The following is a 22,889-nucleotide window of genomic DNA, read 5'->3' as shown; positions in this document are numbered from 1 at the left end:
GATAACGTTTTCCACGCGACCCGTCATGAGCGTCACCGGAGCCCCGCGACGCCTCCTCTACCCTGCTGCGGTGTCCTCGGCCCTCTTCGGTGGCGGCTTCCTGCTGCTCTTCCTCGCGTTCCTCGCCCTGATGGTCGTGCTGGTCGTCGTCGGCTACCAGCAGGCCAAGAAGCGGCGCGAGGGCCTGGCGGCGTTCGCGGCGGCGCGGGGGTGGGTCTACCGCCAGGGCGACCAGAGCCTCGTGGGTCGCTTCAACGGGACGCCGTTCGGCACCGGCAGCAGCCGGAGCGCGCGCAACTGCCTCTACGGCGCCCACGGCGAGCGCCCGATGGTGGCCTTCGACTACTCCTACACGACCACCAGCGGGTCCGGGGACAACCGCACCACCACCACGCACCGCTACTCGGTCGTCGCGATGAACCTCGGTGTCCTCGTCCCCCCGCTGGCGGTGTCCCCCGAGGGCGCGGTGGGCCGCTTCTTCGGCCGGCTCACCAACCGCGACATCGAGCTGGAGTCGGAGGACTTCAACCGGGCCTTCACCGTGACCGCGCACGACCGGCGCTTCGCCTCGGACGTGCTGCACCCGCAGATGATGCAGATGCTGCTGCAGTGGCCCGCGCTCGGCTGGCGGCTCGAGGGCGACTCGATGCTCGTCGTGCGCTCCGGCCACCACGCGCCGCACGAGGTCGACGCCACCCTGGCGGTGATGGACGCGATCCTGGACCGCATCCCCGAGCACGTGTGGCGCACGCTGCGGGGGCAGTGATGCTGGCCGTCCTGCTCGTCCTCGCCATCGCGCTGGTGCTCGTCCTCGTGCTGAGCCTCGTGGTCATGTACAACCGCTTCGTGCGCCAGCGCACCCTCGTGGACGAGTCGTGGGGCGGCATCGACGTCGAGCTGACCCGCCGCCACGACCTGATCCCCAACCTCGTCGAGACCGTCCGGGGCTACGCCGCCCACGAGCAGGCGCTGCTCCAGCAGCTCGTCGCGGCCCGCGAGGCGGCGGCCGCCCACTCCCGCGAGCAGCCGGCGCAGCGGCAGGGCTACGAGGACAGCCTCGGAGGCGCGCTCGCCTCGGTGCTGGTGCGGACCGAGGCCTACCCCGACCTCAGGGCCAACCAGGGCTTCCTCCAGCTCCAGCACGAGCTGACCAACACCGAGGACCGGATCGCCGCCGCCCGCCGCTTCTACAACGGCAACGTCCGCGCCTACAACACCCGCGTGCGGACCTTCCCCTCCAACGTCGTGGCCGGGATGTTCGACTTCGCGGCCCGCGACTTCTTCGAGCTGCACGACCAGGCGGCCCGCACCGCTCCTCCGGTCAGACCGGCGTGATCGGCAGCGAGCGGCGCGGCTGGAACTCGAACGCCGCCCCGGTGCTGAACCGCGTCACCGCGACCTCGCCGGCCTCGCGGGCGGCGACCTCACGCCGTACGACGTGGGCGGTGTAGGTCTCCGGGGTCCCCGAGACCTCCACGTCCAGGTGAGGGTCGACGGCACGGACCAGCGCCTGCAGCGGCTCGGGCCGGCCCGGCCCGACGAGCGCGGCCCAGCCCCCGTCGACCGACGCCGCGGAGGGACCGACGGTCACGCTCGACTCCCCCACCTCCGCCTGGTGGTAGGCCGCCGGGTTGAGCAGCGGGTGCAGCGCGAGCACGCGCATCGCCCCCTCGACGCCGTCGGGCAGGCCGAGGGCGCGGTGCAGGCGCTCGGCCGCGATGCCGGCGATGCCGACGAGCTGCTTGGTGCAGATCTCGCGCGCCTGCTCCTCGTCGGTCGACCGGGCGCGCACGGCGTGCTCGAAGGACAGGTTGAGCAGGTGCATCTGCAGGCACACCTCGTCGGCGATCCGCACCAGGGCCGAGTGGGAGAAGTCGGCGAAGTCGAGGTCGGAGAGCAGCGGGCCTGAGTAGTCGGCCATGCCGTCGTCCGCGTTGTCGATCGGGTCGAGCTCGACGGTGGCAGCGCGCGTCGCCGCGACATGGTGGTACGCCGCCAGCGGCTGCACCGGCGGGAACGACTCGTCGATGGTGACCGTCCAGCGGCAGTGCGGGTGCTGCTCCGGCGAGGACCGCGGGGGCCGGTGCACGGGGCGCACCTGCGCCCTGGCGTTGGTGGCCACGGCGGTGGCGTCGAAGGTGGGGTCCTCGATGTCGTGGCACATCGACACGACGTAGGACTCCCCCATCGGCTCGACGTCCATCAGCGCGCCGCAGTGGTCGAGGTGGAACTCGCCGTGCCACGGGTCGTGGACGGTGTAGCGGAAGTCCATGAACTGCGGCGGCGCGCCGATGTCGAGCTGGAGGCCCTTGAAGATCGTGACGACGTCGGTGCCGCGGTAGCCCAGCGCGTCCTGCATGCGCCGCGTGTAGATCGGCGAGGCGCCCGACCACTCCTCGATCGCGACCTGCGCCATCTCCTCGCGGCCCCACGCCGAGATGCACCACGCCATGCCGGAGCGGTCGATGAGCTGACCGATGAGCAGCAGCTCGGGCACCAGCGTCGCGAGCTCCTCGCGGCTGAGCGAGGCGTAGCGGCTAGCCAACGGAGCGCTCGCCGGTCCAGTACTGGGCGCGCAGGGCCTTCTTGTCCGGCTTGCCGAGCCCGGTGAGGGGCAGGGCCTCGGTGGCGATGACCTGCTTGGGCGACATGACCGCACCCTTGCGGTCCTTGACCATCTGCTTGATCTCGGCCTCGACCTCGCCCGTCAGCTCCGTGCCGGGGCGCAGGACGACGATCGCGGTGACGGCCTCGCCCCACTTCTCGTCGGGCGTGCCGATGACCCCGACCTGGGCGATCGCCGGGTGCTCGGCGATGACGTCCTCGACCTCACGGGGGAACACGTTGAACCCGCCGGTGACGATCATGTCCTTGGTGCGGTCGACGATGTACCAGAAGCCGTCCTCGTCCTCGCGGGCCACGTCGCCGGTGTGCATCCAGCCGTCGCGGAAGGTCTCGGCGGTCTCGTCAGGCAGGTTCCAGTAGCCGGCCGACAGCAGCGACCCGGCCACGCAGATCTCGCCCGGCTCCCCCACCGGCACCGGCTGGCCGTCCTCGCCGAGCAGCGCGGTGCGGATGAACGCCGACGGGCGACCGCACGACGACAGCCGGGCGGGCACCTCGTCGGGAGAGGACGTCGGGACCACGTGGTCGGCCTTGGCGAGGTAGGTGATCACCATCGGGGCCTCGGACTGGCCGTAGTACTGGGCGAAGATCGGGCCGAACCGCTCGATCGCCTCCTTGAGCCGCACCGGGTTGATCGCCGAGGCGCCGTAGTAGACGGTCTCGAGCGACGACAGGTCGCGGGTGTGCGAGTCCGGGTGGTCCATCAGCGCGTACAGCATCGACGGCACCAGCATCGTGGCGGTGATCCGCTGCTCCTCGATCGTGCGCAGCACCTCGGCGGGGTCGAACCGCGGGAGGACGTAGAGCGAGCCGCCCTTGATGACGGTCGGCACGAAGAAGGCCGCGCCGGCGTGCGACAGCGGGGTGCACATCAGGAAGCGCGGCTCCACCGGCCACTCCCACTCGGCGAGCTGGATCTGCGCCATCGTGGCCATGGCCCCGGACGTGCCGATCACGCCCTTGGGCTTGCCGGTCGTGCCGCCGGTGTAGGTGATCGAGACGATGTGGTCGGGCGGCAGCACCTTCGCCGTCAGCGGCTGCGCCTCGAACGTCGCCGCCGCGGCCACGAGGTCCTCGCCGACGTGCGCCAGCTCCTCGGGCACCGGGCCGATCGTCAGCACCTTGGTCAGCCCCGGGCACTTCTCGAGCAGGGCGAGGGCCCGCTCGGTGAAGTAGGGGTCGATGACCAGCGCCGTGATGCCTGCGTCGTTGATGACGTAGGCGTGGTCGTCGGCCGAGCCCAGCGGGTGCAGCGACGTGCGGCGGTAGCCCTGGGTCTGGCCCGCCCCGAGGATGAACAGCACCTCCGGCCGGTTCAGCGCCAGCAGCGCCGCGGTCGTGCCCGTGCCGGCGCCCAGCGCCTCGAACGCCTGGACGTAGCGCGACATCTGCTCGGCGACCTCGCCCCCCTTGAGGGTGGTGTCGCCGAGGTACATCACGTCCTTGTCGCGGTGCCGCTTCAGCGCGGCCACCATCAGGTTGCCGTTGTGGGTGCCGGTCCGCATGTCGTCGCTCACCGGAGCAGACTAGAACCTGTTCTAGGTTCGGGCAACGGTGGACCACGCGGGCCGACGTGTCCCTCAGTCGGCGCGGGCCACGACCCGGCCGTAGTGGACGTACGCCGCCGGTGCGGTGGGGTCGGCGGCGGCGATGAACGTGAAGACCGGGTGGATGCTGTGGAAGGGCTCCACCGAGATGAACGAGTCGTCCTCGAGGTGCACGAGCTCGAAGCGGACCGGCTGCTCGCCGATCTCGGCGATGATGTCCTTGGGGACCCGGTCCAGCCAGAGCCGGCCGTCGTCGTCCTGGGTGACCGTGACGTCGTAGATGGTGTCGGAGTAGCGGCCCAGGAAGCGCCCCACGTCGACCTGCTCGGGCTCCGCCGGCGGGGTGGGCCGGACGGGCAGGACGACGCCGGTGAGGTCGCGCACGAGCCGCGCGACGACGTCCTCGAAGAGCCCGAAGAAGTCGCCGCCGTTGGTCAGCACCGTGACGGCCACCCCGCGGGCGGGGACGGCCCGCAGGAACGCCGCCTGGCCGATCGTGCCGCCGTCGTGGGCGACGACCGCGTCCTCGCCCGAGCCGTCGAGGTGCCAGCCCAGGCCCCAGGACTCCGCCATGCCGGAGAGCAGCGGCAGGTCGACCTCCCGGGTCTGCATCGCGGCGACCGAGGCGGCGCTGAGGATGCGGGTGCCGTCGGCGGCCGTGCCGCCGGACAGGTGTGCGCGCACGAACCCGAGCAGGTCGGTGGGCGTCATCGCGAGCATCGCGCCGGCGGGCGCGTTGGAGCGCGCCAGCGCCCAGGTCGGGGCCGGCTTCATGGCGCCGTCCTCGCCGGCGACGTGGCCGAGAGCGGCCCGGTGGCGGATCGCCTCGTAGGGGCTCGGAGACACGCGCTCCAGCCCCAGGGGAGCCGCGATCCGCTCGACCAGCGCCTCGTCGAACGGCTGGCCGCGCAGCACCTCGACCAGCCTGCCCAGCACCACGAAGCCGGTGTTGTTGTAGGAGAACGTCGCGCCCGGGGCGAACAGCTGCGGGAGGTCGCCGAGCGTGGCGACGTACCTCTCGACGGCGTCGGAGCCGCGGCCGGTGTCGGTGAAGACGTCACCCTCGAAGCCGGCGGTGTGCGTCAGCAGGTGGCGCGTGGTGATGACCTCGGCCGCCGCCATGTCGCCGATGACGAGCTCGGGCAGGTAGTGGACGACCGGCACGTCGAGGTCCAGGAGCCCGTCGTCGACCAGCTGCATCACCAGCGTGGTGGTCCAGATCTTCGTGATCGACCCGATCTGGAAGACCGTGTCGGTGTCGACCTCCACCCGGGTCCCGAGGCTGGTGACGCCGGCCGCGGCCGTGGCGACCCGGTCTCCGACGAGGACGCCCACCGACGCCCCGGGGACCCCGTGCTCGGCCACCAGGCCGGCGAAGTTCGCGTCCAGCCACTCGACGGCGTGCTCGTAGGTCGTCATGCCGGTCAGCGTAGGAACGACCGGGCGCGCCGGGTTCGTCGGATCGGACAACCGGGGGTCCGTGATGTCGTATGCGGGCACCGGCGTTCGTGGCAGGGGTGAGCGGGCGCCCGGACGGGGCGCCCCCGAGCACGAGGAGACGATGACCATGCAGTACCTGGTGTCCGTGATCGACGACAGGACCGGCTCCGCCACCCCCGAGGAGATGGCGGCGATCGACGAGTTCAACGCCCGGCTGCGCGACGGTGGCCACTGGGTCTTCGCCGGCGGCCTGGCCGCGCCCAGCAGCGCCACGGTGATCGACGACCGCGACGGGCGGGGCCTCGTCACCGACGGGCCGTTCGTGGAGTCCAAGGAGTACTGCGCGGGCCTGTGGATCGTGGAGGCCCCGGACCTCGACGTGGCGATGCGGCTCGCCGCGCAGGGCTCGCGCGCCTGTCACCGCAAGGTGGAGCTGCGACCGCTGCTCGGCTGACGAGCCGCTGGCTAGGCTCGAGGACGCCACCCGCCGCTCGAGAGGACCACCGTGCCGGACCCGTCCACCCCCCTGCGGAGCCTGGGGTTCCTGACCATCGGACTCTTCGACGCCGCCGACCCGCGACCCGGTCACGAGTCCACCCTGCGGGTGATCGAGCTGGGCGAGCAGCTGGGCTTCGACAGCGCGTGGGTGCGGCACCGGCACCTGCAGTACGGCATCTCCTCCCCCGTGGCCGTGCTGGCTGCAGCGTCGCAGCGGACCCGCCGGATCCAGCTCGGCACCGCGGTGATCCCGCTCGGCTGGGAGAACCCCCTCCGGCTCGCCGAGGACCTCGCCACCGTCGACCTGCTCTCGGGCGGACGGCTCAACCCGGGCCTGAGCGTCGGGCCCCCGATGCGCTACGACGAGGTCCGCGAGGCGCTCTACCCCGACACCGCCGACCTGGAGGACTTCACCTACGGGCGGGTCGAGCGGCTGCTCCGCATGGTCCGGGGCGAGCCGGTCAGCCCCTTCCAGGGGACGGACGGCATCGAGGAGTTCTCCGACCGGGTGCAGCCGCACTCGGCGGGCCTCGCCGACCGCCTCTGGTACGGCGGCGCCAGCCTCCGCTCGGCGCAGTGGGCGGGCGAGCACCGCATGAACCTGCTCACCAGCAGCGTCGTGAAGGCCGAGCCGCCGGCGGCCGGCCAGGACGAGCGCCTCGACTTCGCCGAGATCCAGCTGTCCCACGTGCGACGCTTCCGCGAGCACCACCCGGACGGTGCCGCCGCTCGGGTGTCGCAGGGCCTGGTCGTCGTCCCCACCGACTCCGCCTCCAGCGAGCAGCGCGCGAGGTACGAGGCGTACGCCGCCGCGCGGCTGCCGCGGACCACCGCTCCGCAGGGCCCCGGGCGGCTGCTCTTCGCACCCGACCTGGTCGGCACCTCCGAGGAGATCGCGGAGCGCCTCTACACCCACGCCGCCTTCCGCGAGGTCGACGAGGTCGCGTTCGCGCTGCCGTTCTCCTTCGCGCACGAGGACTACGTGCAGATCCTCACCGACATCGCGACCCGGCTCGGCCCGGCTCTCGGCTGGACGCCCCAGGACGCGAGCCTCTAGAAGCCGCCCATGTCGAACCCGCCGCCGTCGAACCCGCCGCCGTCGAAGCCGCCCGCGTCGCCGCCGCCGTCGTAGCCGCCACCGCCGTCGCCACCGTCGTACCCGCCGCCGTCACCGCCGTCACCGCCGTCGCCGCCGTCACCACCGTCGCCGCCGTCTCCCCCGCCGTCGCCGCCGAAGCCGTCGCCGAAGCCGCCGAACATCATGCCGCCCATGAACATCCAGGTCATCGGGCCGAAGGCGCCGAAGTAGCCCATGGCGTAGGGCTCGTAGGCGCGGCCGCCCTGGTAGTAGGGCACGCGCTGGGCGCCGACCATCACCTTGCGCACGTCCGGGTCGGCGCCGGCGCGGACCCGCTCGGCGTCGAGGGCACAGGCCGGCACGTCGCGCTCGACGCCGTCGGGCGGCATCCACGGCACGTCGGCGACCGACGGGCCGTGACGCGGGTCGAAGAAGCAGGGGGCGCGCCGCGTCGGCAACGGGTCGCCCTGCACCCGGGCGCGCACGCAGGCGATGGCGTAGCGGCCGTCCTCGATGATCTCGGTGACGTGCCGGACGTCCTCGGGCCGCGCCAGGGCGTCACCGGCGGTCTTGGCCGACTCGTAGGCGTCGAGGGCCCGCTGGTAGTCGGCCCGGGCACCCTCGTCGAGCTCGTGGCCGCTCATCTCCAGGTCGAGGCGCTGGAGGTCCTCGCCGAGCGCGGTGACGTCCTCGTCGGCCAGCTTCTTGACCGGCGCGAGCTCGCGGTCCTGCCGCTCGAGCTCCTGCTGCTTGCTGCGGCGGCTCGTCACGAGCACCACCGCGGCGACGGCTGCGATCACGAGCACCAGCACGATGAGATCCATCTCCGGATCCTACGGGGGACGTCGCAGCCCACCTCGGCTCAGACCGGGGGCAGCCCGCCCAGCTCGGCCAGCCGGGCGACCCCGGGCCCGGAGTGGCGCTGCAGGGCTGCCAGCGCGTCGTCGAGCGCCGGCGACCCGGGATGCCCGGGCGGGATGCGGGCGGGGTTGAGCGCGACCTGGTCGGCCCAGGCCCTGATGTCGGGCTCGGCGCCGAACGCCGCCGAGGCGCGCATGCCCAGCACGTTCATCCGGGCCCAGTCGGCCAGCGAGTTGCCGAACGACGACGGCGGGCAGAGTCGGTTCTTCTCGGCGTCGTCGTCGCGGGTGGCCTCGACGTAGCCGGCCAGCGCGGCGCCGAAGCAGGGGAAGCCCGCGCGGACCGGCTGGAGCGTGATCGCCTCCGGCGCCCAGATCGGCACCCTCGGGCGCTGCTTGAGCCCGTCGGCGGCGCAGTTGACCACGAGCGCGTCGTCGGCGACCGCGACCGAGCCGTCCTCGAAGTCCAGGCGACCGCGCGAGACCGAGGCGAGGTGCCCGCGACGTACGACGTCCTCGACCGTGCGGAGCAGGTCCAGCTCCCACGTGCCGAGCGTCGGCGCCTTGGCCATCGTCGGGGTGACCGCGCGGTCGACGCGGAGCATGGTGCCGGCCTCCTCGAGCTCCAGGAACAGGTCGGGCAGCGTGCGGGCCCCGGCGGCGGCGCGCATCATGTCCGCGACCATGCCGAGGTAGACCGCCGGATCGGGCTGGACCTGGGTGCGGTTGAGCATCCAGGGGTCGCGCGGGCGGACCCAGCAGATGGCGCCGGGGTCGACCCCGCGGCCCAGCAGCCAGACGCAGGCGTCGGTCGCGGTCTTGCCGGAGCCGACGACGACGTACTGGCTGGGCGACTCCTCGAGGCCCACGAGGTCGTTGACGGGCACGACCCGGGCGCCGTCGGCGACGGCGAAGCGCGGCGGGCTCTCGGCGGGGATCTCCGGTGCGAGGTAGCGCGCGTCGACCACCCGGCAGCGCTCGGGAACCTCCAGGCGCTCCCCCGTCCCGAGGGCGGCGATCACCCCGTCCCCCAGGTGGTCGTGCTCGGCGAGCAGCTCCACCCGCCCGGTGGCCGTGAGCCGCTCGAGCACCTCGTCGTAGTAGGCGCAGATCGTGGGCTGGTCGGCCCGCTCGTGCAGCCCGGCCTCGGGTCCGTCCTGCTGGATCCGGCCACCGCCCAGGACCGTCGAGGCGACGCCGTAGAACGACGACGCCTGGTGCAGGCGCACGAACGGGTAGGCCCCCCGCCAGTGGCCGCCGACCTCCGGGCGGCGGTCGACCAGGGCCACTCGTACGTCGGCGTGGTCCACCAGGGCATCGGCGAAGGCCATGCCGCTGGCCCCGGCCCCCACCACGAGGTAGTCGGCCTCGACCCGGCGCGTCATGGCTCCAGCCAACCACGCCGGGTCGGCGCGCCCGGCCGGACCCTCAGTCGTCGCCGTCGAGCACGGCGCGGAGCCGGGCCGCGAAGGCCTCGGGCTGACCGGCGTAGCCGTGCTCGCCGCCGAGGAAACCACCGTGGTGGCTGGGGAAGACCGTGACCTGCTGACCGAGCCGCTCAGCGGCGGCGACCGACGTGCGGCCCGTGAACACCCCTGCCGACTCCTCCCCCACGGCGACCACGAGGCGGGTCGGCGCGGCGAGCAGCGCGCCGACGTCGGGGCGGTAGCTGCTGACCGCCCAGGAGACGTCGGAGAGCAGCGGGTCGTCGCGGCTGCCGTCGTCCTCGGCGGGCATGCCGAACGCCGCCGGATCCGCGGCGGGCTGCGCGAAGTAGTCGTCGGTGTACTCGCCCTGCCAGGAGGACAGCGTCATGAACGCCGCCATGCCGGCGCCCCGGCCGTGGGCCTCGTAGGCGTCGCGCACCTGCACGCGGGCACGCTCGGCGGCGGCCGCGTCCGGGAGGACGGGGATGAGGGGCGGCTCGTGGGCGACCAGGACGGCGACGTCGTCGGGGTGCGCCGTCACGAGGGCCAGGGCGCTCACGGCGCCGCCGCTGCTTCCGAAGATGTCCACCGGCCCCCCTCCCAGGGCCTGCACGAGGGCGTGCAGGTCCTCCGCCTGCGTCTCGGGGTCGTGGTCGGTGCGCCCGTCCTTGCGGGTGCTGCGACCCAGGCCACGTGGGTCGTAGGTGACCACGGTCCGGTCGGGCAGCAGCGCGGCCAGGGTGGCGAAGCCTCCGGCGTCCATGGGCTGGCCTACCAGGAGCAGCGGCCGGCGTCCGTCTGCGGTGGGGAGCGGGCCGCGGACGTCGTAGGCGAGGTCGACCTCGGGGGTCTCGAGCACGTGGGTGGCGATGGTCATGCCGTGTCGACCGGGACCGGCCTGTCGACTCATCGCTGTCAGCGCCGGACGGGGTGGACGAGCCAGGCGGACAGCGCCCACAGGCCCGTGTACATCGCGTTGACGCCGACGATGTCGAGGGTCGAGGAGCCCTCGGGGGGCAGACCGCCCAGGAGGGCGACCGCCGTGACCAGCACCTGGGTCGCCGCGGTCGCGGCGAGGGCGAGCGCCAGGGCGGGCGGCCGGAGGCGGGAGACCGCCACACCGACGACGAGGACGGCCAGCACGGCGACGTACACGCGGTCGGGACGGCCGCCCGGGCCGAGGATGCCCAGCGCACCGATGCCGAGCACCAGGAACAGGGCGGTCAGCCCGGCCAGCGCGAGGCCGAGCCGGCGGTGGGAGGTCGAGGTGGTGTCCTGGATCGTGGTCATGGGCCGACGCTAGGCGCGCGACCGGTCGCGTCGTGGGGAGGACGTGTGGAGGTTCCGTGCAGATCCGCGAGCCAGGTCAGCCGAGCAGGTCCCGGACCTCCGCCGAGGCGTAGAACGGCTCGAGCTGCTCGCGCAGCAGGCGCTCGAGGTCGCCGGTCTCGCGCAGGGCGTCGACGACGCCCGGGGCGATCCGGACCAGGTCGGCGACCAGGTGCTCGCGGCTCAGGTCGAGCTCGTCGAGGAGCTCGGTCGGCGTGTAGCCGCCGAAGCGCTCGAAGAACCCGTCGACGACCACCTCGCCCAGCCGGGCGACCTGCTCGTGCGCCAGGGTGGTGACGAGGAGCTCGTGCCCGGCCGTGACGACCCCGGACAGCTCCTCACGGGCCTCCTCGCCCAGCCCGGAGACCGGCTGCGCGGCGGCGAGGTCCCACACCTGCAGGACGGCCTCGCGGGTCGTGGGGTCACGCAGGGTCTCCACGACGATCCGGTTGAGACGGCGTACGGCGAAGGTTCCGCCCTTGCCCATCGTGTCGCCGATGAGGCCCTCGAACTGCTTGTCGGCCGCACCCATCACCCGGGACGCGGCGCTGGTGCCGAAGGACATCAGCGAGCCCAGGCCGGGCACCTTGTCGGCCACCGCCTTGTTGGCCTGGAGGACCTCCCCCACGATGCGGGCCATGAACCGCGAGGCCATCGTGCCCACCAGCGGGCTCGCGGTCAGCCGCTCCAGTCCCCGCTCGAGGGCGGGCGTGAGCGCCAGCACCTCGTCGAGGAGACCGGCGACCTGGTCGCGGTCGACGAGCTCGCCGAGCGGGTACGGCTCGGCCGGGCCGTCGGCGAGCACCTCGGTGGCGAGCTCCACGAAGCCGCTCACGGCCGCGCTGCCCGGGACCGTGCCCAGCGCGCGGGTCACGATGTCCTTGACGGCCTGCACCTCCACCAGGTCGCCGATCGCGTGCTGGCCGGCCGCGTCGAGGGCGTCCTGCGCCAGGTCGGCGACCTTCGCCGCGAGCCGGTCGCCGCTCAGCCGGTCGAGGTGGAAGGCGACCTGGGCGTCGAGGAGCTGCTGGGCGAGGGAGCCTGCCGCGGCACTGGTGGACACGGCACGACCGTACGGGACCGCGGTGGCCTAGACGTCCGCGACCAGCGGGGCGACCTCGGTGCCGAGCAGCTCGATGCCGCGCAGCAGGTCCTCGTGCGCCAGCCGCGGGTTGGTCATCTGCAGCGAGAGCCGGTCGACGCCGCCCAGCTGGTCGGCGACGCGGCGGATCTTGGTGGCCACGGTGTCCGGGTCGCCCATGAAGAAGGCTCCGTCGGGGCCCGAGGTCGCGTTGAACTGCGCCCGGGTGGGCGGCGCGAAGCCGCGCTCGCGCGAGACCTTGCGGAACATCTCCTCCCAGCCCGGGTAGATCGTGTCGCTCGCGGCCTTGGTGCTCTCGGCGACGAAGCCGAAGACGTGCAGACCCACCTGGAGCTTCTCGGGCGCGTGGCCGGCCTGCGCGCCGGCGCGGCGGTAGAGGTCCACGAGCGGACCGAACTGGCGCGGCTCCCCGCCGATGATCGCGACCATCAGCGGCAGACCCAGGAAGCCGGCGCGGGCGAACGACTCCGGCGTGCCGCCGACGCCGACCCAGATCGGGAGCGGGTCCTGGACCGGGCGCGGGTAGACGCGCTGGCGCACCAGCGGCGGCCGGTGCTTCCCGGACCAGGTGACCTCCTCCTGGTCGCGGATCTGGAGCAGCAGCTCGAGCTTCTCGGTGAAGAGCGAGTCGTAGTCGGCCAGGTCCAGGCCGAAGAGCGGGAACGCCTCGGTGAACGAGCCGCGGCCGACCACCAGGTCGATGCGGCCCTTCGAGATCAGGTCGAGGGTCGCGAACTGCTGGAACAGGCGGACCGGGTCGGTGGCGCTCAGGACGGCGACCGCGCTGCCGAGGCGGATCCGCTCGGTGCGGGCGGCCGCGGCGGCGAGGATCACCGGCGGGGCGGAGTCGTAGTACTCGCTGCGGTGGTGCTCGCCGATGCCGAAGGAGTAGAGGCCCGATCGGTCGGCCAGCGCGATCTCCTCGAGCAGGTGCTCCATGCGCTCGGCCGGACCGACGACCTTGCCGGTCCGGGGGTCGGTGACCGTGGAGACGAAGCTGTCGACGCCGATGTGCATGGAAGACCTTCCGCTCGGGGCCGGACGGGTGCCGGACCTTGTTGATGCTTCAACCACCGTGGTCGGTGGGGCATTCCAGGAGAGCTACCCGTCGAGTCCGCTCAGGTCACCCGGCACGTCGACGGCGTGCCGCTGCAGCACGTCGAGCGGCACGATCGCCAGGACCGCCTCGTGGGTCGCGGCCAGCACGACGTGGGAGGCGTGGCCGGCGTCGTACGCGCGGGCCCAGTTGACGGCGGTGACGCACCAGCGGTCCCCCGGCGTCAGGCCCGCGAAGCCGTAGACGGGCATCGGGGTCGACAGGTCGTTGCCGATGCTGCGCTGGTGCTCGAGGAAGTCCGCGGTCACGACCGCGCAGATGGTGTGGCTGCCGAGGTCCTCGGGGCCGGTGCTGCAGAACCCGTCGCGGTAGAAGCCGGTGACCGGGTCGGTGCCGCACTCCTGCAGCTCCTCGCCCAGGACGTTGCGGTCGGCCACGTGGTCAGGCTAGTACCTCCGCGATCGTGCGCACCTCGGCGGCGTCGCGGCAGCTGAGCAGCAGCGTCGTCACGCCGGTCTCCTCCCACTGCGCCGCCCGCTCCTTGACCTCCGGGGCGGTGCCGATGATGTGCATGTCGTCGACCAGCTCGTCGGGGATCAGCGCGACCGCACGGTCCTTGTCCCCCTCGAGGTAGAGCCGCTGCACCTCGTCGGCCAGCGCCTCGTGGCCCATCCGCTCGAAGACCTGCTTGTGGAAGTTCTGGTCCTTGGCGCCCATGCCGCCCATGTAGAGGGCGACGACCGGCTTCATCGCGGCGATGACGGCCGCCTTCTCCTCGGCGCCGGACACGACCTGGACGTGGCAGGTGGCGGCGATCTCGAAGTCCGCCCGCGTACGCCGGGCGCCGGGTCGCGCGAAGCCCTCGTCGAGCCACGGCTGGTACATGCCGGCCGAGCGCGGCGTGTAGAAGATCGGGATCCAGCCGTCGGCGATCTCGGCCGTCTGGGCGACGTTCTTGGGGCCCTCGGCGCCCAGCCAGATCGGGATGTCGGCGCGCAGGGGGTGCACGATCGGCTTGAGCGCCTTGCCCAGGCCGACCGAGCCCGGACCGGTGAACGGCAGCGGGTAGTGCGGGCCGTCGTTGGTCACCTTCTCCTCGCGGGCCAGCACCTGGCGGATGATGTCGACGACCTCACGGGTCCGCGCCAGCGGCTTGGAGAACGGCTGGCCGTACCAGCCCTCGACGACCTGCGGGCCGCTGACGCCCATGCCCAGCACGACCCGGCCGCCGCTGAGGTGGTCGAGCGTCAGCGCGTGCATCGCGATGGACGTCGGGGACCTGCCGGACATCTGCACGATCGAGGTCCCCAGCCGCACGCGCGAGGTCTCCCGGCCCCACCACGCCAGAGGGGTGAAGGCGTCCGAGCCCCAGGCCTCGGCGGTGAAGATCGCGTCGAACCCGGCGTCCTCCGCGGCGGCGACCAGCTCCGCCGTGCCCGTCGGCGGCTGCGCGCCCCAGTAGCCCAGCTGCAAACCAAGTTTCATGGGAACACCCTCGCAGAACGCTTGCTCCCAAATCTAGAACGTGTTTCACTTTCGCACCATGACACGCACTCTGTCAGCGCCCGTCACCGTCGCCTTCGACTACACCCGATCGACCGGGCCGGTGCTCGGTCGCTTCCTCACCGGCCTGCGCGACAAGGTGGTCGTCGGCGGCCGCACGTCGGCGGGCGAGGTGGTGGTGCCGCCCCTGGAGTACGACCCCGTGACCCACGAGCAGACCGCCGACTTCGTCGAGGTCGCCGACGTCGGCACCGTGACGTCGTGGACCTGGGTGCCCGAGCCGGTGGCCGGCCAGCCCTTCGGCCGGCCCTTCGCCTTCGCCCTCGTCACCCTGGACGGCGCCACGCGGCCGCTCTTCCACGCCGTCGACGTGGCCTCCCCCGACGACATCAGCACCGGCATGCGGGTGCGGGTCCGCTGGGCCGCGGAGCGCGTCGGCCACATCAACGACATCGCTGCGTTCGAGCCTCTCGACCGGCCGGGGGTTGAGGAGGTTGCGCAGCAACCGTCTCGAAACCCCTCGACCACCGAGCCCGTCGCCGGCGTGGTGACGCCGGTGTCGCTCGACTACATCTACGCCGCCTCCCCGGAGGAGTCGACGTTCTACCGGGGCCTCGACGAGGGCCGGATCCTCGGCCAGCGCTGCCCTTCGTGCCACAAGGTCTACGTGCCGCCCCGCAGCGCGTGCCCGACCGACGGGACGCCGACCGAGGGCGAGATCGAGCTCAGCGGCGCCGGCACCATCACGACGTTCTGCATCGTCAACGTGCCGTTCCTCGGCCAGAAGATCGCCCCGCCGTACGTCTCGGCCTACGTGCTGCTCGACGGCGCCGACATCGCGCTGCTCCACCTCATCCTCGGCGTGCCCGCCGACGAGGTGCGGATGGGGATGCGGGTGAAGGCCGTGTGGAAGCCCCGCGAGGAGTGGGCCTACTCCCTGGAGAACATCGACCACTTCGCGCCGACGGACGAGCCGGACGCGGACTACGACACCTACAAGCGCCACCTCTAAGGACGATGATGAGAGACGTTGCCGTCGTCGGGTTCGCCCAGCAGCAGCTGCCGGACTTCGACGGGTCCCCGACCTGCGTCGAGATGCTGGTCCCGATCCTCGCCGAGTGCTACGAGCAGACCGGCTGGACGCGGCGCGACGTGGGGTTCTGGTGCTCCGGCTCCTCCGACTACCTCGCCGGCCGCTCGTTCTCCTTCGTGCAGGCGGTCGACGCCATCGGCGTGACGCCGCCGGTCAACGAGTCGCACGTCGAGATGGACCTGGCCTGGGCGATGTACGAGGCCTGGATCAAGATCCAGACCGGCGAGGTCGACACGGCGCTGGTCTACGCGTTCGGCAAGAGCTCGGCCGGCGTGCTGCGACGCACCCTCGCCCTGCAGCTGGACCCCTACACGATGACGCCGCTGTGGCCCGACACCGTGTCGCTCGCCGGGCTCCAGGCCCGCGCCGGGATCGACGCCGGCGTCTGGGACGAGCGGGCGATGGCCGAGGTCGCCCAGCGCTCGCTGACCGACGCCGAGCAGAACGAGCACTCGATCCGCAAGGGCGGCTCGTCGGTCGAGGAGCTCCTCGCCCGACCGATGTACGCCGACCCGCTGCGCAAGCACGACTGCGCACCGGTCACCGACGGGGTCGCCGCCCTGGTGCTGGCCGCGGGTGACAGAGCGCGCGAGGTACGCGACCGGCCGGCCTGGATCACCGGGCTGTCGCACTTCGTGGACCCCTCCAGCCTCTCCAACCGCGACCTGACGCGCTCCCCCAGCGCGGCCGACGCCGCCGCCGCCGTCGACCTCACCGGCGTCGAGGTGGCCGAGCTGCACGCGCCGTTCAGCCACCAGGAGCTGATCCTGCGCCGCGAGCTCGGCCTGGCCGACGACGTCCGCATCAACCCGTCGGGCGGCGCGCTCACGAGCAACCCGATGTTCTCCGGCGGCGGGATCAGGGTCGGCGAGACCGCCCGCCGGATCTGGTCCGGCGAGATCTCCAAGGGCGTCGGCCACGCGACCTCCGGGGCGGCTCTTCAGCAGAACCTCCTGTGTGTCCTGGACTCCAGCACCGGAAAGGACGGCCTCTGATGGCCAAGCAGCCTGCGGCCGTGGTCGGCATCGGCCAGACCCACCACCGCGCCAAGCGCCAGGACGTGTCCATGGCCGGCCTGTGCCGCGAGGCCATTGACCGGGCCCTGCTCGACGCGAACCTCACGTTGGACGACATCGACGCGATCGTCGTCGGCAAGGCGCCGGACCTGTTCGAGGGCGTCATGATGCCCGAGCTGTTCCTCGCGGAGTCGCTGGGAGCCGCCGGCAAGCCGCTCCTGCGGGTCCACACCGCAGGCTCGGTGGGCGGGTCGACCGCGATCGTCGCCGCCTCGCTCGTGCAGTCGGGGGTGCACAAGCGGGTGCTCACGGTGGCCTACGAGAAGCAGTCGGAGTCCAACGCCATGTGGGCGCTGTCGGTGCCGCTGCCGTTCAACATGCCCGTGCACGCCGGGGCCGGCGGCTACTTCGCGCCGCACGTGCGCTCCTACATCCGCCGCTCGGGCGCCCCCACGCACGTGGGCGCGATCGTGGCCGCCAAGGACCGCAACAACGCGCTCAAGAACCCCTACGCCCACCTCCACAACGAGGGCACCACCGTCGAGTCCGTCCTGGCCTCCACGATGCTGTGGGACCCGATCCGCTACGACGAGACCTGCCCGTCCTCCGACGGCGCCTGCGCGCTGGTGATCGTGGACGAGGACACCGCGAAGGCCTCGCCCAACCCGGCCTGGATCCACGGCACCGTCATGCGCTCGGAGTCGACCTCCGCCGCCGAGCGCGACCAGGTCAACCCGCAGGCCTCGCGCGACGCCGCGGCGTACCTGTGGAAGCAGGCCGGCATCACCGACCCGTTCGCGGAGATCGACGCCGCCGAGATCTACGTGCCGTTCTCGTGGTTCGAGCCGATGTGGCTGGAGAGCCTGGGCTTCGCCGGGGAGGGCGAGGGCTGGCAGCTCACCGAGTCGGGCGAGACCGCGATGACCGGACGGCTGCCGGTCAACTGCTCGGGCGGCGTGCTGTCGTCCAACCCGATCGGCGCCTCGGGGATGCTGCGCTTCGGCGAGGCCGCGCTCCAGGTGCGCGGCGCAGCCGGCGAGCACCAGGTCGACGGCGCCCGGCGGGCGCTCGGCCACGCCTACGGCGGCGGCTCGCAGTTCTTCGCGATGTGGGTCGTCGGCTCGGAGAAGCCGAGCAGCTGAGCCGTTCGCCCGCCGCGAACAGCGCGGACGGGGCCGCGACCCGGCCCTACGCTCGGGTCATGGGTGAGCTGATCGCGTTCCGCACGTCGACCCGGGCCGTCGAGCCCTCGCCGGTCGAGCCGCTCTGGCGCGAGGCCGTGGGCCGCGAGCTGCGCGAGCAGCGCACCGCGGACGGCCGCACCCTGGCCGACGTGGCGGGCGAGGCCGGCGTCTCGACGCAGTACCTCTCCGAGGTGGAGCGCGGACGCAAGGAGCCGAGCTCGGAGGTCCTCTCGGCCGTGGCCGGTGCTCTCGGGCTGCGGCTGGTCGACCTCACCGCCCGCGTGACGCGACAGATCGCGCGCCCCAGCGGTCCGGTCTGCCTGGCCGCCTAGTAGCCCGGGAACACCTGGCGCAGCTGGTCGAGCGTCACGTTTCCGGTGACCTCGAGCCCCTCCGGGGTGTACGGCGGACGCAGCCGGCCGGACAGCAGCCGCACGGCCGCCTCGGGGGCGCCGGTGAGGGTCGCAGTCGGCGCGGTGGCCGGTCCCACCGTCACGGTGTCGTCGACGACGATCGCCCGCTCGTCGACCCCCAGCTCCACCCGCTCGGAGAGCTGGTCGGGCTTGCTGGAGTAGCCCAGCAGGAAGGCGAGCGGACCGGCGTACAGGTCGAGGAGCAGGTCGGCGGCCTCGGGGTCCATGCCCGCGGCCGGGTCCAGTCCGGCAGCGACGTCCCACTGGTGGGCGCTGACCTCGTTGAGGCGCATGGCCGCGGCGACCAGCAGCGGGACCGGCTCGGGCAGGAAGCCCATGTCGATGCGCATCGAGGCGCGCTCGGTGTCGGAGAAGCCCTCGAGCAGCTCCACCAACCGGTCGTCGTGGTCGACGAAGTCGGCGGCCTGGTCGCGCGGGGTGGCGGCGTTCCACCGGTCCCAGATCGCCTGGTTGTCGGGCATCTCGGCGCTCTCCTGCACCGAGGCCAGGATGGTGGCGCGGGTGATCTCCGCGCCGCTGCCGAGGTGGGAGAGCACGTCGGCGACGGTCCACTCCGCGGCACCGCTGGGCCCGGTGAGCTGGTCCTCGCCCAGCTGGGGCACGGCGGCGGCCAGCTGGCCGTGCTGGTGGCGCAGGGAGGTGACGGTACGGGCGAGGAGGTCGGTCATCCTTCGAGACTAGTCGGCTTGCGGCTGCCGAGGACCGCGTCGGCCAGGCCGTAGGCCACCGCCGCCTCGGCGGTCAGGACCAGGTCCCGCTCGGTGTCCTCGCGCAGCCGCTCGATGCTCTGGCCGCTGTGGCGGGCCAGCACCTGCTCCATCTCCGAGCGCAGGCGCACGATCTCCTTGGCCTGCAGGGCCAGGTCCGGGAGCGTGCCCTGTCCCCCGCCCGACGGCTGGTGCAGCACGACCCGCGAGCGCGGCAGGACCGTGCGCCGCCCGGGAGCCCCGCCCGCGAGCAGCAGCGCCGCCGACGAGGCGGCCTGCCCGACGCACGTCGTCCCGACCGGCGAGTGGATGAACTGCATGGTGTCGTAGATGGCCAGGGTCGCGGTGACCGAGCCGCCCGGGGAGTTGAGGTACAGGTCGATCTGGGTGTCGGGCCGGTCGGACTCCAGGTGCAGCAGCTGGGCGATGACCACGTTGGCCACGCCGTCGTCGATCTCGGTGCCGACGTAGACGATCCGGTCGCTGAGCAGCCGGCTGTAGATGTCGACGGCCCGCTCGCCGCGCGGGGTCTTCTCCACGACGCTGGGGATCGTGTAGCCGCTCATCGCGAGATCCCGAAGCTCGCGGTGCCGCGGGCCGGGGTGACGGCCTCGAGGTCGGTCACCACCTGGTCGACGAAGCCGTACTCGCGCGCCTGCTCGGCGGTGAACCACCGGTCGCGCAGCGCGTCGCGCTCGACCTTCCCCACCGGCTGGCCCGTGTGCTCGGCGATCAGCCCCATCATCACGTTCTTGGTGTGCTCGAGGTTGTCGGCCTGGATCTCGATGTCGATCGCGGTGCCGCCGATGCCGGCCGACCCCTGGTGCATCAGCACCCGGGAGTGCGGCAGGGCGTAGCGCTTGCCCGGCGTGCCCGCGGACAGCAGGAACTGGCCCATGCTCGCCGCCAGGCCCATGGCCAGCGTGCTGACGTCGTTGGGGACCAGCCGCATCGTGTCGTAGATCGCCAGGCCGGCCGACACCGAGCCGCCCGGCGAGTTGATGTAGAGGCTGATGTCGCGGTGCGGGTCCTCGGCCGAGAGCAGGAGCAGCTCGGCGCACAGGCGGTGGGCGATCACGTCGTCCACCTCCTGCCCGAGCACGATGATCCGCTGCTGGAGGAGGCGGCCGGTGAGCTGGTCGTCGTAGGAGCCGGTCATGGGGCCGATCAGGGGGGAGGTCATGCCCGCCAGCCTGTCCGGCGCACGGGCTGCGACCCAGGGATTCCGCTCAGGGCGGTTCTGCCCAGAGCGGCAGGACTCCGTAGGCTGCCAGAGTGATCGAGCTCCGTACCCCCACCCAGATCGAGCAGATGCGACCCGCCGGGCGCTTCGTGGCCTCGGTGATCAGCGCGCTGGCCGAGAAGGCGGACGTGGGGGTCAACCTGCTCGAGCTCGACGCGATGGCGCACGACATGATCCGCGCCCAGGGCGCGGAGTCCTGCTACATCGACTACCACCCGTCGTTCGGCGCGATGCCCTTCGGCAAGGTGCTGTGCACCTCGGTCAACGAGGCCGTGCTGCACGGCCTCCCCCACGACTACGTGCTCCAGGACGGCGACCTGCTCTCGGTCGACTTCGCCGCGAGCGTCGACGGCTGGGTGGCCGACTCCGCACTGTCCGTGGTCGTCGGGACGCCGCGGCAGGAGGACCTGGACCTGATCGCCACCACCGACCGCGCCCTCGCCGCCGGGATCGCCGCGGCGACCGTCGGCAACCGCACCGGCGACATCTCGGCAGCCATCGGCGACGTCGCCCGCGAGGCCGGTCTGCGCGTCAACCTGCAGTTCGGCGGGCACGGCGTGGGCCGCACGATGCACGGCGACCCGCACATCGCCAACGACGGCCGCGCCGGCCGCGGCCTCAAGCTGCGCGCCGGCCTGGTCATCGCGATCGAGCCGTGGTTCCTGCACACGACCGACGAGATCTACATCGACAAGGACGGCTGGACGATCAAGAGCCAGGACGGCTCGCGCGGCGCCCACATGGAGCACACCATCGCCGTCACCGACGACGGCCCGCTGGTCCTCACCGCCCGGGGCTGACCACCTCGAGGAGCTGGGCGCCCCACTTGTCCAGCTTGCCCGCCCCGATCCCCGAGATCGTGGCGAGCTCGTCCAGCGACGCCGGGGTCGCCGCCGCCACGCTGCGCAGCGTGGCGTCGTGGAAGACGACGTACGCCGGGAGCCCGGCCTCCTTGGCCGTCGACGCCCGCCAGGCGCGCAGCCGCTCGAAGAGCTCCTCGCCGGGCGCGTCCAGCGGGACGGTGTCGGCGGCCTTCGAGCGCGACGCCTTGCGCTGCCGGGCCGGCGCCCGGGTCTCGGTGCGCAGCGCGACGGTGCGCTCGCCGCGCAGCACGGCGTTGGACTCCTCGGTGAGCTCGAGGGTGCCGTAGCCGTCGGTGCCGACGGTGAGCAGCCGCTGCGCCAGGAGCTGGCGCACGACGCCGCGCCACCCGGCCTCGTCGAGCTCGGTCCCGATGCCGTAGACGGTGAGCGTGTGGTGCTCCAGGGAGGAGACGCGGGGCGTGTCCTTGCCCAGCAGGATGTCGATGACGTGCCCCGCGCCGTAGCGCTGGCCGCGCTGCGCGAGCCGCACCACCGCGGAGAGCAGCTTCTGCGCCGGGACGGTCCCGTCGAAGGTCGCGGGCGGGGTCAGGCAGGTGTCGCAGTTGCCGCAGGGCTCGCCGTCCTGGCCGAAGTAGGCCAGCAGCTGCACCCGGCGGCACTCGGCGGTCTCGCACAGCGCGAGCATCGCGTCGAGGTGCTGGCCCAGGCGCCGTCGGTGGGCGGCGTCACCCTCGGAGGTGTCGATCATCTTGCGCTGCTGCACGACGTCGGCCAGGCCGTAGGCCAGCCAGGCGGTCGCGGGCTGCCCGTCGCGGCCCGCACGGCCGGTCTCCTGGTAGTAGCCCTCGACGGACTTGGGCAGGTCGAGGTGGGCCACGAACCGCACGTCGGGCTTGTCGATGCCCATGCCGAAGGCGATCGTGGCGGTGATGACCAGCGCGGGCTCGCGCAGGAAGCGGCGCTGGTGGTCGGCGCGCACCCGCGCGTCCAGGCCGGCGTGGTAGGGCAGGGCCGGGATGCCGTTGGCCGTGAGGTAGGTCGCCGTCTGCTCGACCGACTTGCGCGAGAGGCAGTAGACGATGCCGGAGTCGCCGGCGTGCTCGGTGCGGAGCAGGTGGAGCAGCTGACTGCGCGGGTTGTCCTTGCCGACGATGCGGTACTCGATGTTGGGCCGGTCGAAGCTGGAGACGAACTGCCGCGCGTCGGCGAGGCCGAGCCGGGTGACCATCTCGCGGCGGGTCGCGTCGGTGGCCGTGGCGGTCAGCGCGACGCGCGGCACGCCCGGCCAGCGCCGGCCCAGCACGTCGAGCATGAGGTAGTCGGGGCGGAAGTCGTGTCCCCACGAGGACACGCAGTGGGCCTCGTCGATCGCGAACAGCGAGACCGTGCCGCGGTCGAGCAGCGAGAGGGTGTCGGGCACGGAGAGCCGCTCGGGCGCGAGGTAGAGCAGGTCGAGCTCGCCGGCGACGTACGCCGCCTCGACGGCGCGCCGCTCGGGCAGGGTCTGCGTGGAGTTGAGGAACGCCGCCCGCACGCCGAGCGCGTCCAGCGCGTCGACCTGGTCGGCCATCAGCGCGATCAGCGGCGAGATGACCACGCCGGTGCCCTCGCGGACCAGCGCGGGGATCTGGTAGCACAGCGACTTGCCGCCACCGGTCGGCATCAGCACCAGGGCGTCGCCGCCGGCGACCAGCGTGTCGATGATCTCGGCCTGCTCGCCCCGGAAGGACTCGTAGCCGAAGACCGTGCTCAGCACCTGGCTCGGTGTCTGCACGTCACTCATGACGACCATCGTGCCGTGCCCCGCCCTCACCCCGTCCATGCGACCCCCTGGCTGAGGCACGGCGTCGGCTCACCAGGTCTCGACACGCTCCGTCACGACCTCGCAGGCTCGGTCGTGGTCGCTGCTCGACCACCGACGA

General features: G+C 72.7%; 24 protein-coding genes. 9 read left to right on the top strand and 15 right to left on the bottom strand.

Annotated features, from left to right (window positions below; all coding sequences use genetic code 11):
- The first annotated feature begins 70 nt into the window (after positions 1-70).
- Both E4622_RS05760 and E4622_RS05755 read left to right on the top strand, forming a co-directional pair.
- On the top strand, positions 71-766 hold the full coding sequence (locus E4622_RS05760) for a DUF3137 domain-containing protein (protein WP_134739069.1): 696 nt from the start codon (positions 71-73) through the stop codon (positions 764-766).
- Complete coding sequence (locus E4622_RS05755; RefSeq protein ID WP_134739068.1) at positions 766-1,335, top strand: LemA family protein; 570 nt, start codon at positions 766-768, stop codon at positions 1,333-1,335. Before E4622_RS05760 ends, E4622_RS05755 begins: the two co-directional genes overlap by 1 nt.
- Here the strand turns inward: E4622_RS05755 and E4622_RS05750 are convergent.
- The 3 genes from E4622_RS05750 to E4622_RS05740 form a co-directional block, all read right to left on the bottom strand.
- Positions 1,322-2,545: a hypothetical protein gene (locus E4622_RS05750; protein WP_134739067.1), complete on the bottom strand. Its 1,224-nt coding sequence runs from the start codon at positions 2,543-2,545 to the stop codon at positions 1,322-1,324. The two genes, E4622_RS05755 and E4622_RS05750, sit on opposite strands and share 14 nt — an antisense overlap.
- Positions 2,538-4,142 carry a fatty-acid--CoA ligase FadD8 gene (gene fadD8 / locus E4622_RS05745; protein WP_209021795.1) on the bottom strand — a complete coding sequence of 535 codons (1,605 nt, stop codon included), beginning with the start codon at positions 4,140-4,142 and terminating at the stop codon, positions 2,538-2,540. Before fadD8 ends, E4622_RS05750 begins: the two co-directional genes overlap by 8 nt.
- A 63-nt stretch (positions 4,143-4,205) precedes the next feature.
- Positions 4,206-5,591 (bottom strand): serine hydrolase domain-containing protein, encoded by a 1,386-nt coding sequence (locus tag E4622_RS05740; RefSeq protein WP_134739066.1) that lies wholly within the window; start codon positions 5,589-5,591, stop codon positions 4,206-4,208.
- A 148-nt stretch (positions 5,592-5,739) separates the two neighbouring features.
- Here E4622_RS05740 and E4622_RS05735 point away from each other — a divergent pair, with 148 nt between their 5' ends.
- Together E4622_RS05735 and E4622_RS05730 are read left to right on the top strand one after the other, a co-directional pair.
- On the top strand, positions 5,740-6,066 hold the full coding sequence (locus E4622_RS05735; RefSeq protein ID WP_134739438.1) for a YciI family protein: 327 nt from the start codon (positions 5,740-5,742) through the stop codon (positions 6,064-6,066).
- Between the two features lie 51 nt (positions 6,067-6,117).
- Complete coding sequence (locus E4622_RS05730; RefSeq protein ID WP_134739065.1) at positions 6,118-7,167, top strand: LLM class flavin-dependent oxidoreductase; 1,050 nt, start codon at positions 6,118-6,120, stop codon at positions 7,165-7,167.
- On the opposite strand, the gene E4622_RS05725 is transcribed toward E4622_RS05730, so the two are convergent.
- The 8 genes from E4622_RS05725 to E4622_RS05690 all read right to left on the bottom strand — a co-directional run bounded on the left by E4622_RS05725 (position 7,164) and on the right by E4622_RS05690 (position 14,448).
- Positions 7,164-8,012 (bottom strand): hypothetical protein, encoded by an 849-nt coding sequence (locus tag E4622_RS05725; protein ID WP_134739064.1) that lies wholly within the window; start codon positions 8,010-8,012, stop codon positions 7,164-7,166. The two genes, E4622_RS05730 and E4622_RS05725, sit on opposite strands and share 4 nt — an antisense overlap.
- A gap of 38 nt (positions 8,013-8,050) precedes the next feature.
- A complete protein-coding gene (locus E4622_RS05720; RefSeq protein ID WP_134739063.1) occupies positions 8,051-9,433 on the bottom strand; it encodes an NAD(P)-binding protein in 1,383 nt (460 codons plus the stop codon).
- Positions 9,434-9,476: 43 nt separating this feature from the next.
- A complete protein-coding gene (locus E4622_RS05715; RefSeq protein ID WP_209021794.1) occupies positions 9,477-10,352 on the bottom strand; it encodes an alpha/beta hydrolase in 876 nt (291 codons plus the stop codon).
- A 38-nt stretch (positions 10,353-10,390) separates the two neighbouring features.
- The gene (locus E4622_RS05710; RefSeq protein WP_134739062.1) at positions 10,391-10,765 is read right to left on the bottom strand and encodes a hypothetical protein; all 375 of its coding nucleotides are present in this window, start codon (positions 10,763-10,765) and stop codon (positions 10,391-10,393) included.
- 76 nt (positions 10,766-10,841) lie between these two features.
- Positions 10,842-11,867, bottom strand: a complete 1,026-nt coding sequence (locus E4622_RS05705; RefSeq protein ID WP_134739061.1) for a hypothetical protein — start codon at positions 11,865-11,867, stop codon at positions 10,842-10,844.
- A gap of 27 nt (positions 11,868-11,894) precedes the next feature.
- Positions 11,895-12,923 (bottom strand): Atu2307/SP_0267 family LLM class monooxygenase, encoded by a 1,029-nt coding sequence (locus E4622_RS05700; RefSeq protein ID WP_134739060.1) that lies wholly within the window; start codon positions 12,921-12,923, stop codon positions 11,895-11,897.
- A gap of 84 nt (positions 12,924-13,007) precedes the next feature.
- Positions 13,008-13,400 carry a DUF2237 domain-containing protein gene (locus E4622_RS05695; protein WP_134739059.1) on the bottom strand — a complete coding sequence of 131 codons (393 nt, stop codon included), beginning with the start codon at positions 13,398-13,400 and terminating at the stop codon, positions 13,008-13,010.
- A gap of 4 nt (positions 13,401-13,404) precedes the next feature.
- The gene (locus tag E4622_RS05690; RefSeq protein ID WP_134739058.1) at positions 13,405-14,448 is read right to left on the bottom strand and encodes an LLM class F420-dependent oxidoreductase; all 1,044 of its coding nucleotides are present in this window, start codon (positions 14,446-14,448) and stop codon (positions 13,405-13,407) included.
- A 58-nt stretch (positions 14,449-14,506) separates the two neighbouring features.
- Between E4622_RS05690 and E4622_RS05685 the strand changes: the two genes are divergently transcribed.
- The 4 genes from E4622_RS05685 to E4622_RS05670 are packed head-to-tail and all read left to right on the top strand — an operon-like array spanning position 14,507 to position 18,091.
- Positions 14,507-15,478 carry an OB-fold nucleic acid binding domain-containing protein gene (locus E4622_RS05685; RefSeq protein WP_134739057.1) on the top strand — a complete coding sequence of 324 codons (972 nt, stop codon included), beginning with the start codon at positions 14,507-14,509 and terminating at the stop codon, positions 15,476-15,478.
- 8 nt (positions 15,479-15,486) lie between these two features.
- The gene (locus E4622_RS05680; protein ID WP_134739056.1) at positions 15,487-16,554 is read left to right on the top strand and encodes a thiolase domain-containing protein; all 1,068 of its coding nucleotides are present in this window, start codon (positions 15,487-15,489) and stop codon (positions 16,552-16,554) included.
- Entirely contained in the window at positions 16,554-17,717 is a 1,164-nt protein-coding gene (locus E4622_RS05675) for a thiolase domain-containing protein (protein WP_134739055.1), read from the top strand. Before E4622_RS05680 ends, E4622_RS05675 begins: the two co-directional genes overlap by 1 nt.
- A 59-nt stretch (positions 17,718-17,776) precedes the next feature.
- Positions 17,777-18,091, top strand: coding sequence for a helix-turn-helix transcriptional regulator (locus E4622_RS05670; protein WP_134739054.1), 315 nt, complete (start codon positions 17,777-17,779; stop codon positions 18,089-18,091).
- Here E4622_RS05670 and E4622_RS05665 read toward each other — a convergent pair.
- From E4622_RS05665 to E4622_RS05655, 3 genes are read right to left on the bottom strand one after another with little or no spacing between them, the layout of a single operon-like run.
- Entirely contained in the window at positions 18,088-18,861 is a 774-nt protein-coding gene (locus tag E4622_RS05665; RefSeq protein WP_134739053.1) for a maleylpyruvate isomerase family mycothiol-dependent enzyme, read from the bottom strand. The two genes, E4622_RS05670 and E4622_RS05665, sit on opposite strands and share 4 nt — an antisense overlap.
- Positions 18,858-19,466 (bottom strand): ATP-dependent Clp protease proteolytic subunit, encoded by a 609-nt coding sequence (locus E4622_RS05660; RefSeq protein ID WP_134739052.1) that lies wholly within the window; start codon positions 19,464-19,466, stop codon positions 18,858-18,860. The genes E4622_RS05665 and E4622_RS05660 overlap by 4 nt, the downstream gene beginning before the upstream one ends.
- The gene (locus E4622_RS05655) at positions 19,463-20,083 is read right to left on the bottom strand and encodes an ATP-dependent Clp protease proteolytic subunit (protein WP_134739051.1); all 621 of its coding nucleotides are present in this window, start codon (positions 20,081-20,083) and stop codon (positions 19,463-19,465) included. The genes E4622_RS05660 and E4622_RS05655 overlap by 4 nt, the downstream gene beginning before the upstream one ends.
- A 92-nt stretch (positions 20,084-20,175) precedes the next feature.
- Between E4622_RS05655 and map the strand changes: the two genes are divergently transcribed.
- Positions 20,176-20,943: a type I methionyl aminopeptidase gene (map, locus tag E4622_RS05650; protein WP_134739050.1), complete on the top strand. Its 768-nt coding sequence runs from the start codon at positions 20,176-20,178 to the stop codon at positions 20,941-20,943.
- On the opposite strand, the gene recQ is transcribed toward map, so the two are convergent.
- Positions 20,927-22,750, bottom strand: a complete 1,824-nt coding sequence (recQ, locus tag E4622_RS05645; protein ID WP_134739049.1) for a DNA helicase RecQ — start codon at positions 22,748-22,750, stop codon at positions 20,927-20,929. The genes map and recQ overlap by 17 nt on opposite strands.
- Positions 22,751-22,889 lie beyond the last annotated feature (139 nt).

The organism is Nocardioides sp. 503 (assembly GCF_004522095.1).
Classification (GTDB): domain Bacteria; phylum Actinomycetota; class Actinomycetes; order Propionibacteriales; family Nocardioidaceae; genus Nocardioides.
The sequence above is the reverse complement of the archived record's forward strand: the minus strand, read 5'-3'. Positions and strand labels throughout refer to the sequence as shown.

What these genes read in the sequence shown, in the direction of transcription:
- E4622_RS05755 (WP_134739068.1), top strand. Translation starts at nt 766, where the DNA reads ATGCTGGCCGTCCTGCTCGTCCTCGCCATCGCGCTGGTGCTCGTCCTC.
- E4622_RS05740 (WP_134739066.1), bottom strand. Translation starts at nt 5,591, where the DNA reads ATGACGACCTACGAGCACGCCGTCGAGTGGCTGGACGCGAACTTCGCC.
- E4622_RS05735 (WP_134739438.1), top strand. Translation starts at nt 5,740, where the DNA reads ATGCAGTACCTGGTGTCCGTGATCGACGACAGGACCGGCTCCGCCACC.
- E4622_RS05725 (WP_134739064.1), bottom strand. Translation starts at nt 8,012, where the DNA reads ATGGATCTCATCGTGCTGGTGCTCGTGATCGCAGCCGTCGCCGCGGTG.
- E4622_RS05720 (WP_134739063.1), bottom strand. Translation starts at nt 9,433, where the DNA reads ATGACGCGCCGGGTCGAGGCCGACTACCTCGTGGTGGGGGCCGGGGCC.
- E4622_RS05715 (WP_209021794.1), bottom strand. Translation starts at nt 10,352, where the DNA reads ATGACCATCGCCACCCACGTGCTCGAGACCCCCGAGGTCGACCTCGCC.
- E4622_RS05710 (WP_134739062.1), bottom strand. Translation starts at nt 10,765, where the DNA reads ATGACCACGATCCAGGACACCACCTCGACCTCCCACCGCCGGCTCGGC.
- E4622_RS05700 (WP_134739060.1), bottom strand. Translation starts at nt 12,923, where the DNA reads ATGCACATCGGCGTCGACAGCTTCGTCTCCACGGTCACCGACCCCCGG.
- E4622_RS05690 (WP_134739058.1), bottom strand. Translation starts at nt 14,448, where the DNA reads ATGAAACTTGGTTTGCAGCTGGGCTACTGGGGCGCGCAGCCGCCGACG.
- E4622_RS05685 (WP_134739057.1), top strand. Translation starts at nt 14,507, where the DNA reads ATGACACGCACTCTGTCAGCGCCCGTCACCGTCGCCTTCGACTACACC.
- E4622_RS05680 (WP_134739056.1), top strand. Translation starts at nt 15,487, where the DNA reads ATGAGAGACGTTGCCGTCGTCGGGTTCGCCCAGCAGCAGCTGCCGGAC.
- E4622_RS05675 (WP_134739055.1), top strand. Translation starts at nt 16,554, where the DNA reads ATGGCCAAGCAGCCTGCGGCCGTGGTCGGCATCGGCCAGACCCACCAC.
- E4622_RS05670 (WP_134739054.1), top strand. Translation starts at nt 17,777, where the DNA reads ATGGGTGAGCTGATCGCGTTCCGCACGTCGACCCGGGCCGTCGAGCCC.
- E4622_RS05665 (WP_134739053.1), bottom strand. Translation starts at nt 18,861, where the DNA reads ATGACCGACCTCCTCGCCCGTACCGTCACCTCCCTGCGCCACCAGCAC.
- E4622_RS05660 (WP_134739052.1), bottom strand. Translation starts at nt 19,466, where the DNA reads ATGAGCGGCTACACGATCCCCAGCGTCGTGGAGAAGACCCCGCGCGGC.
- E4622_RS05655 (WP_134739051.1), bottom strand. Translation starts at nt 20,083, where the DNA reads ATGACCTCCCCCCTGATCGGCCCCATGACCGGCTCCTACGACGACCAG.
- recQ (WP_134739049.1), bottom strand. Translation starts at nt 22,750, where the DNA reads ATGAGTGACGTGCAGACACCGAGCCAGGTGCTGAGCACGGTCTTCGGC.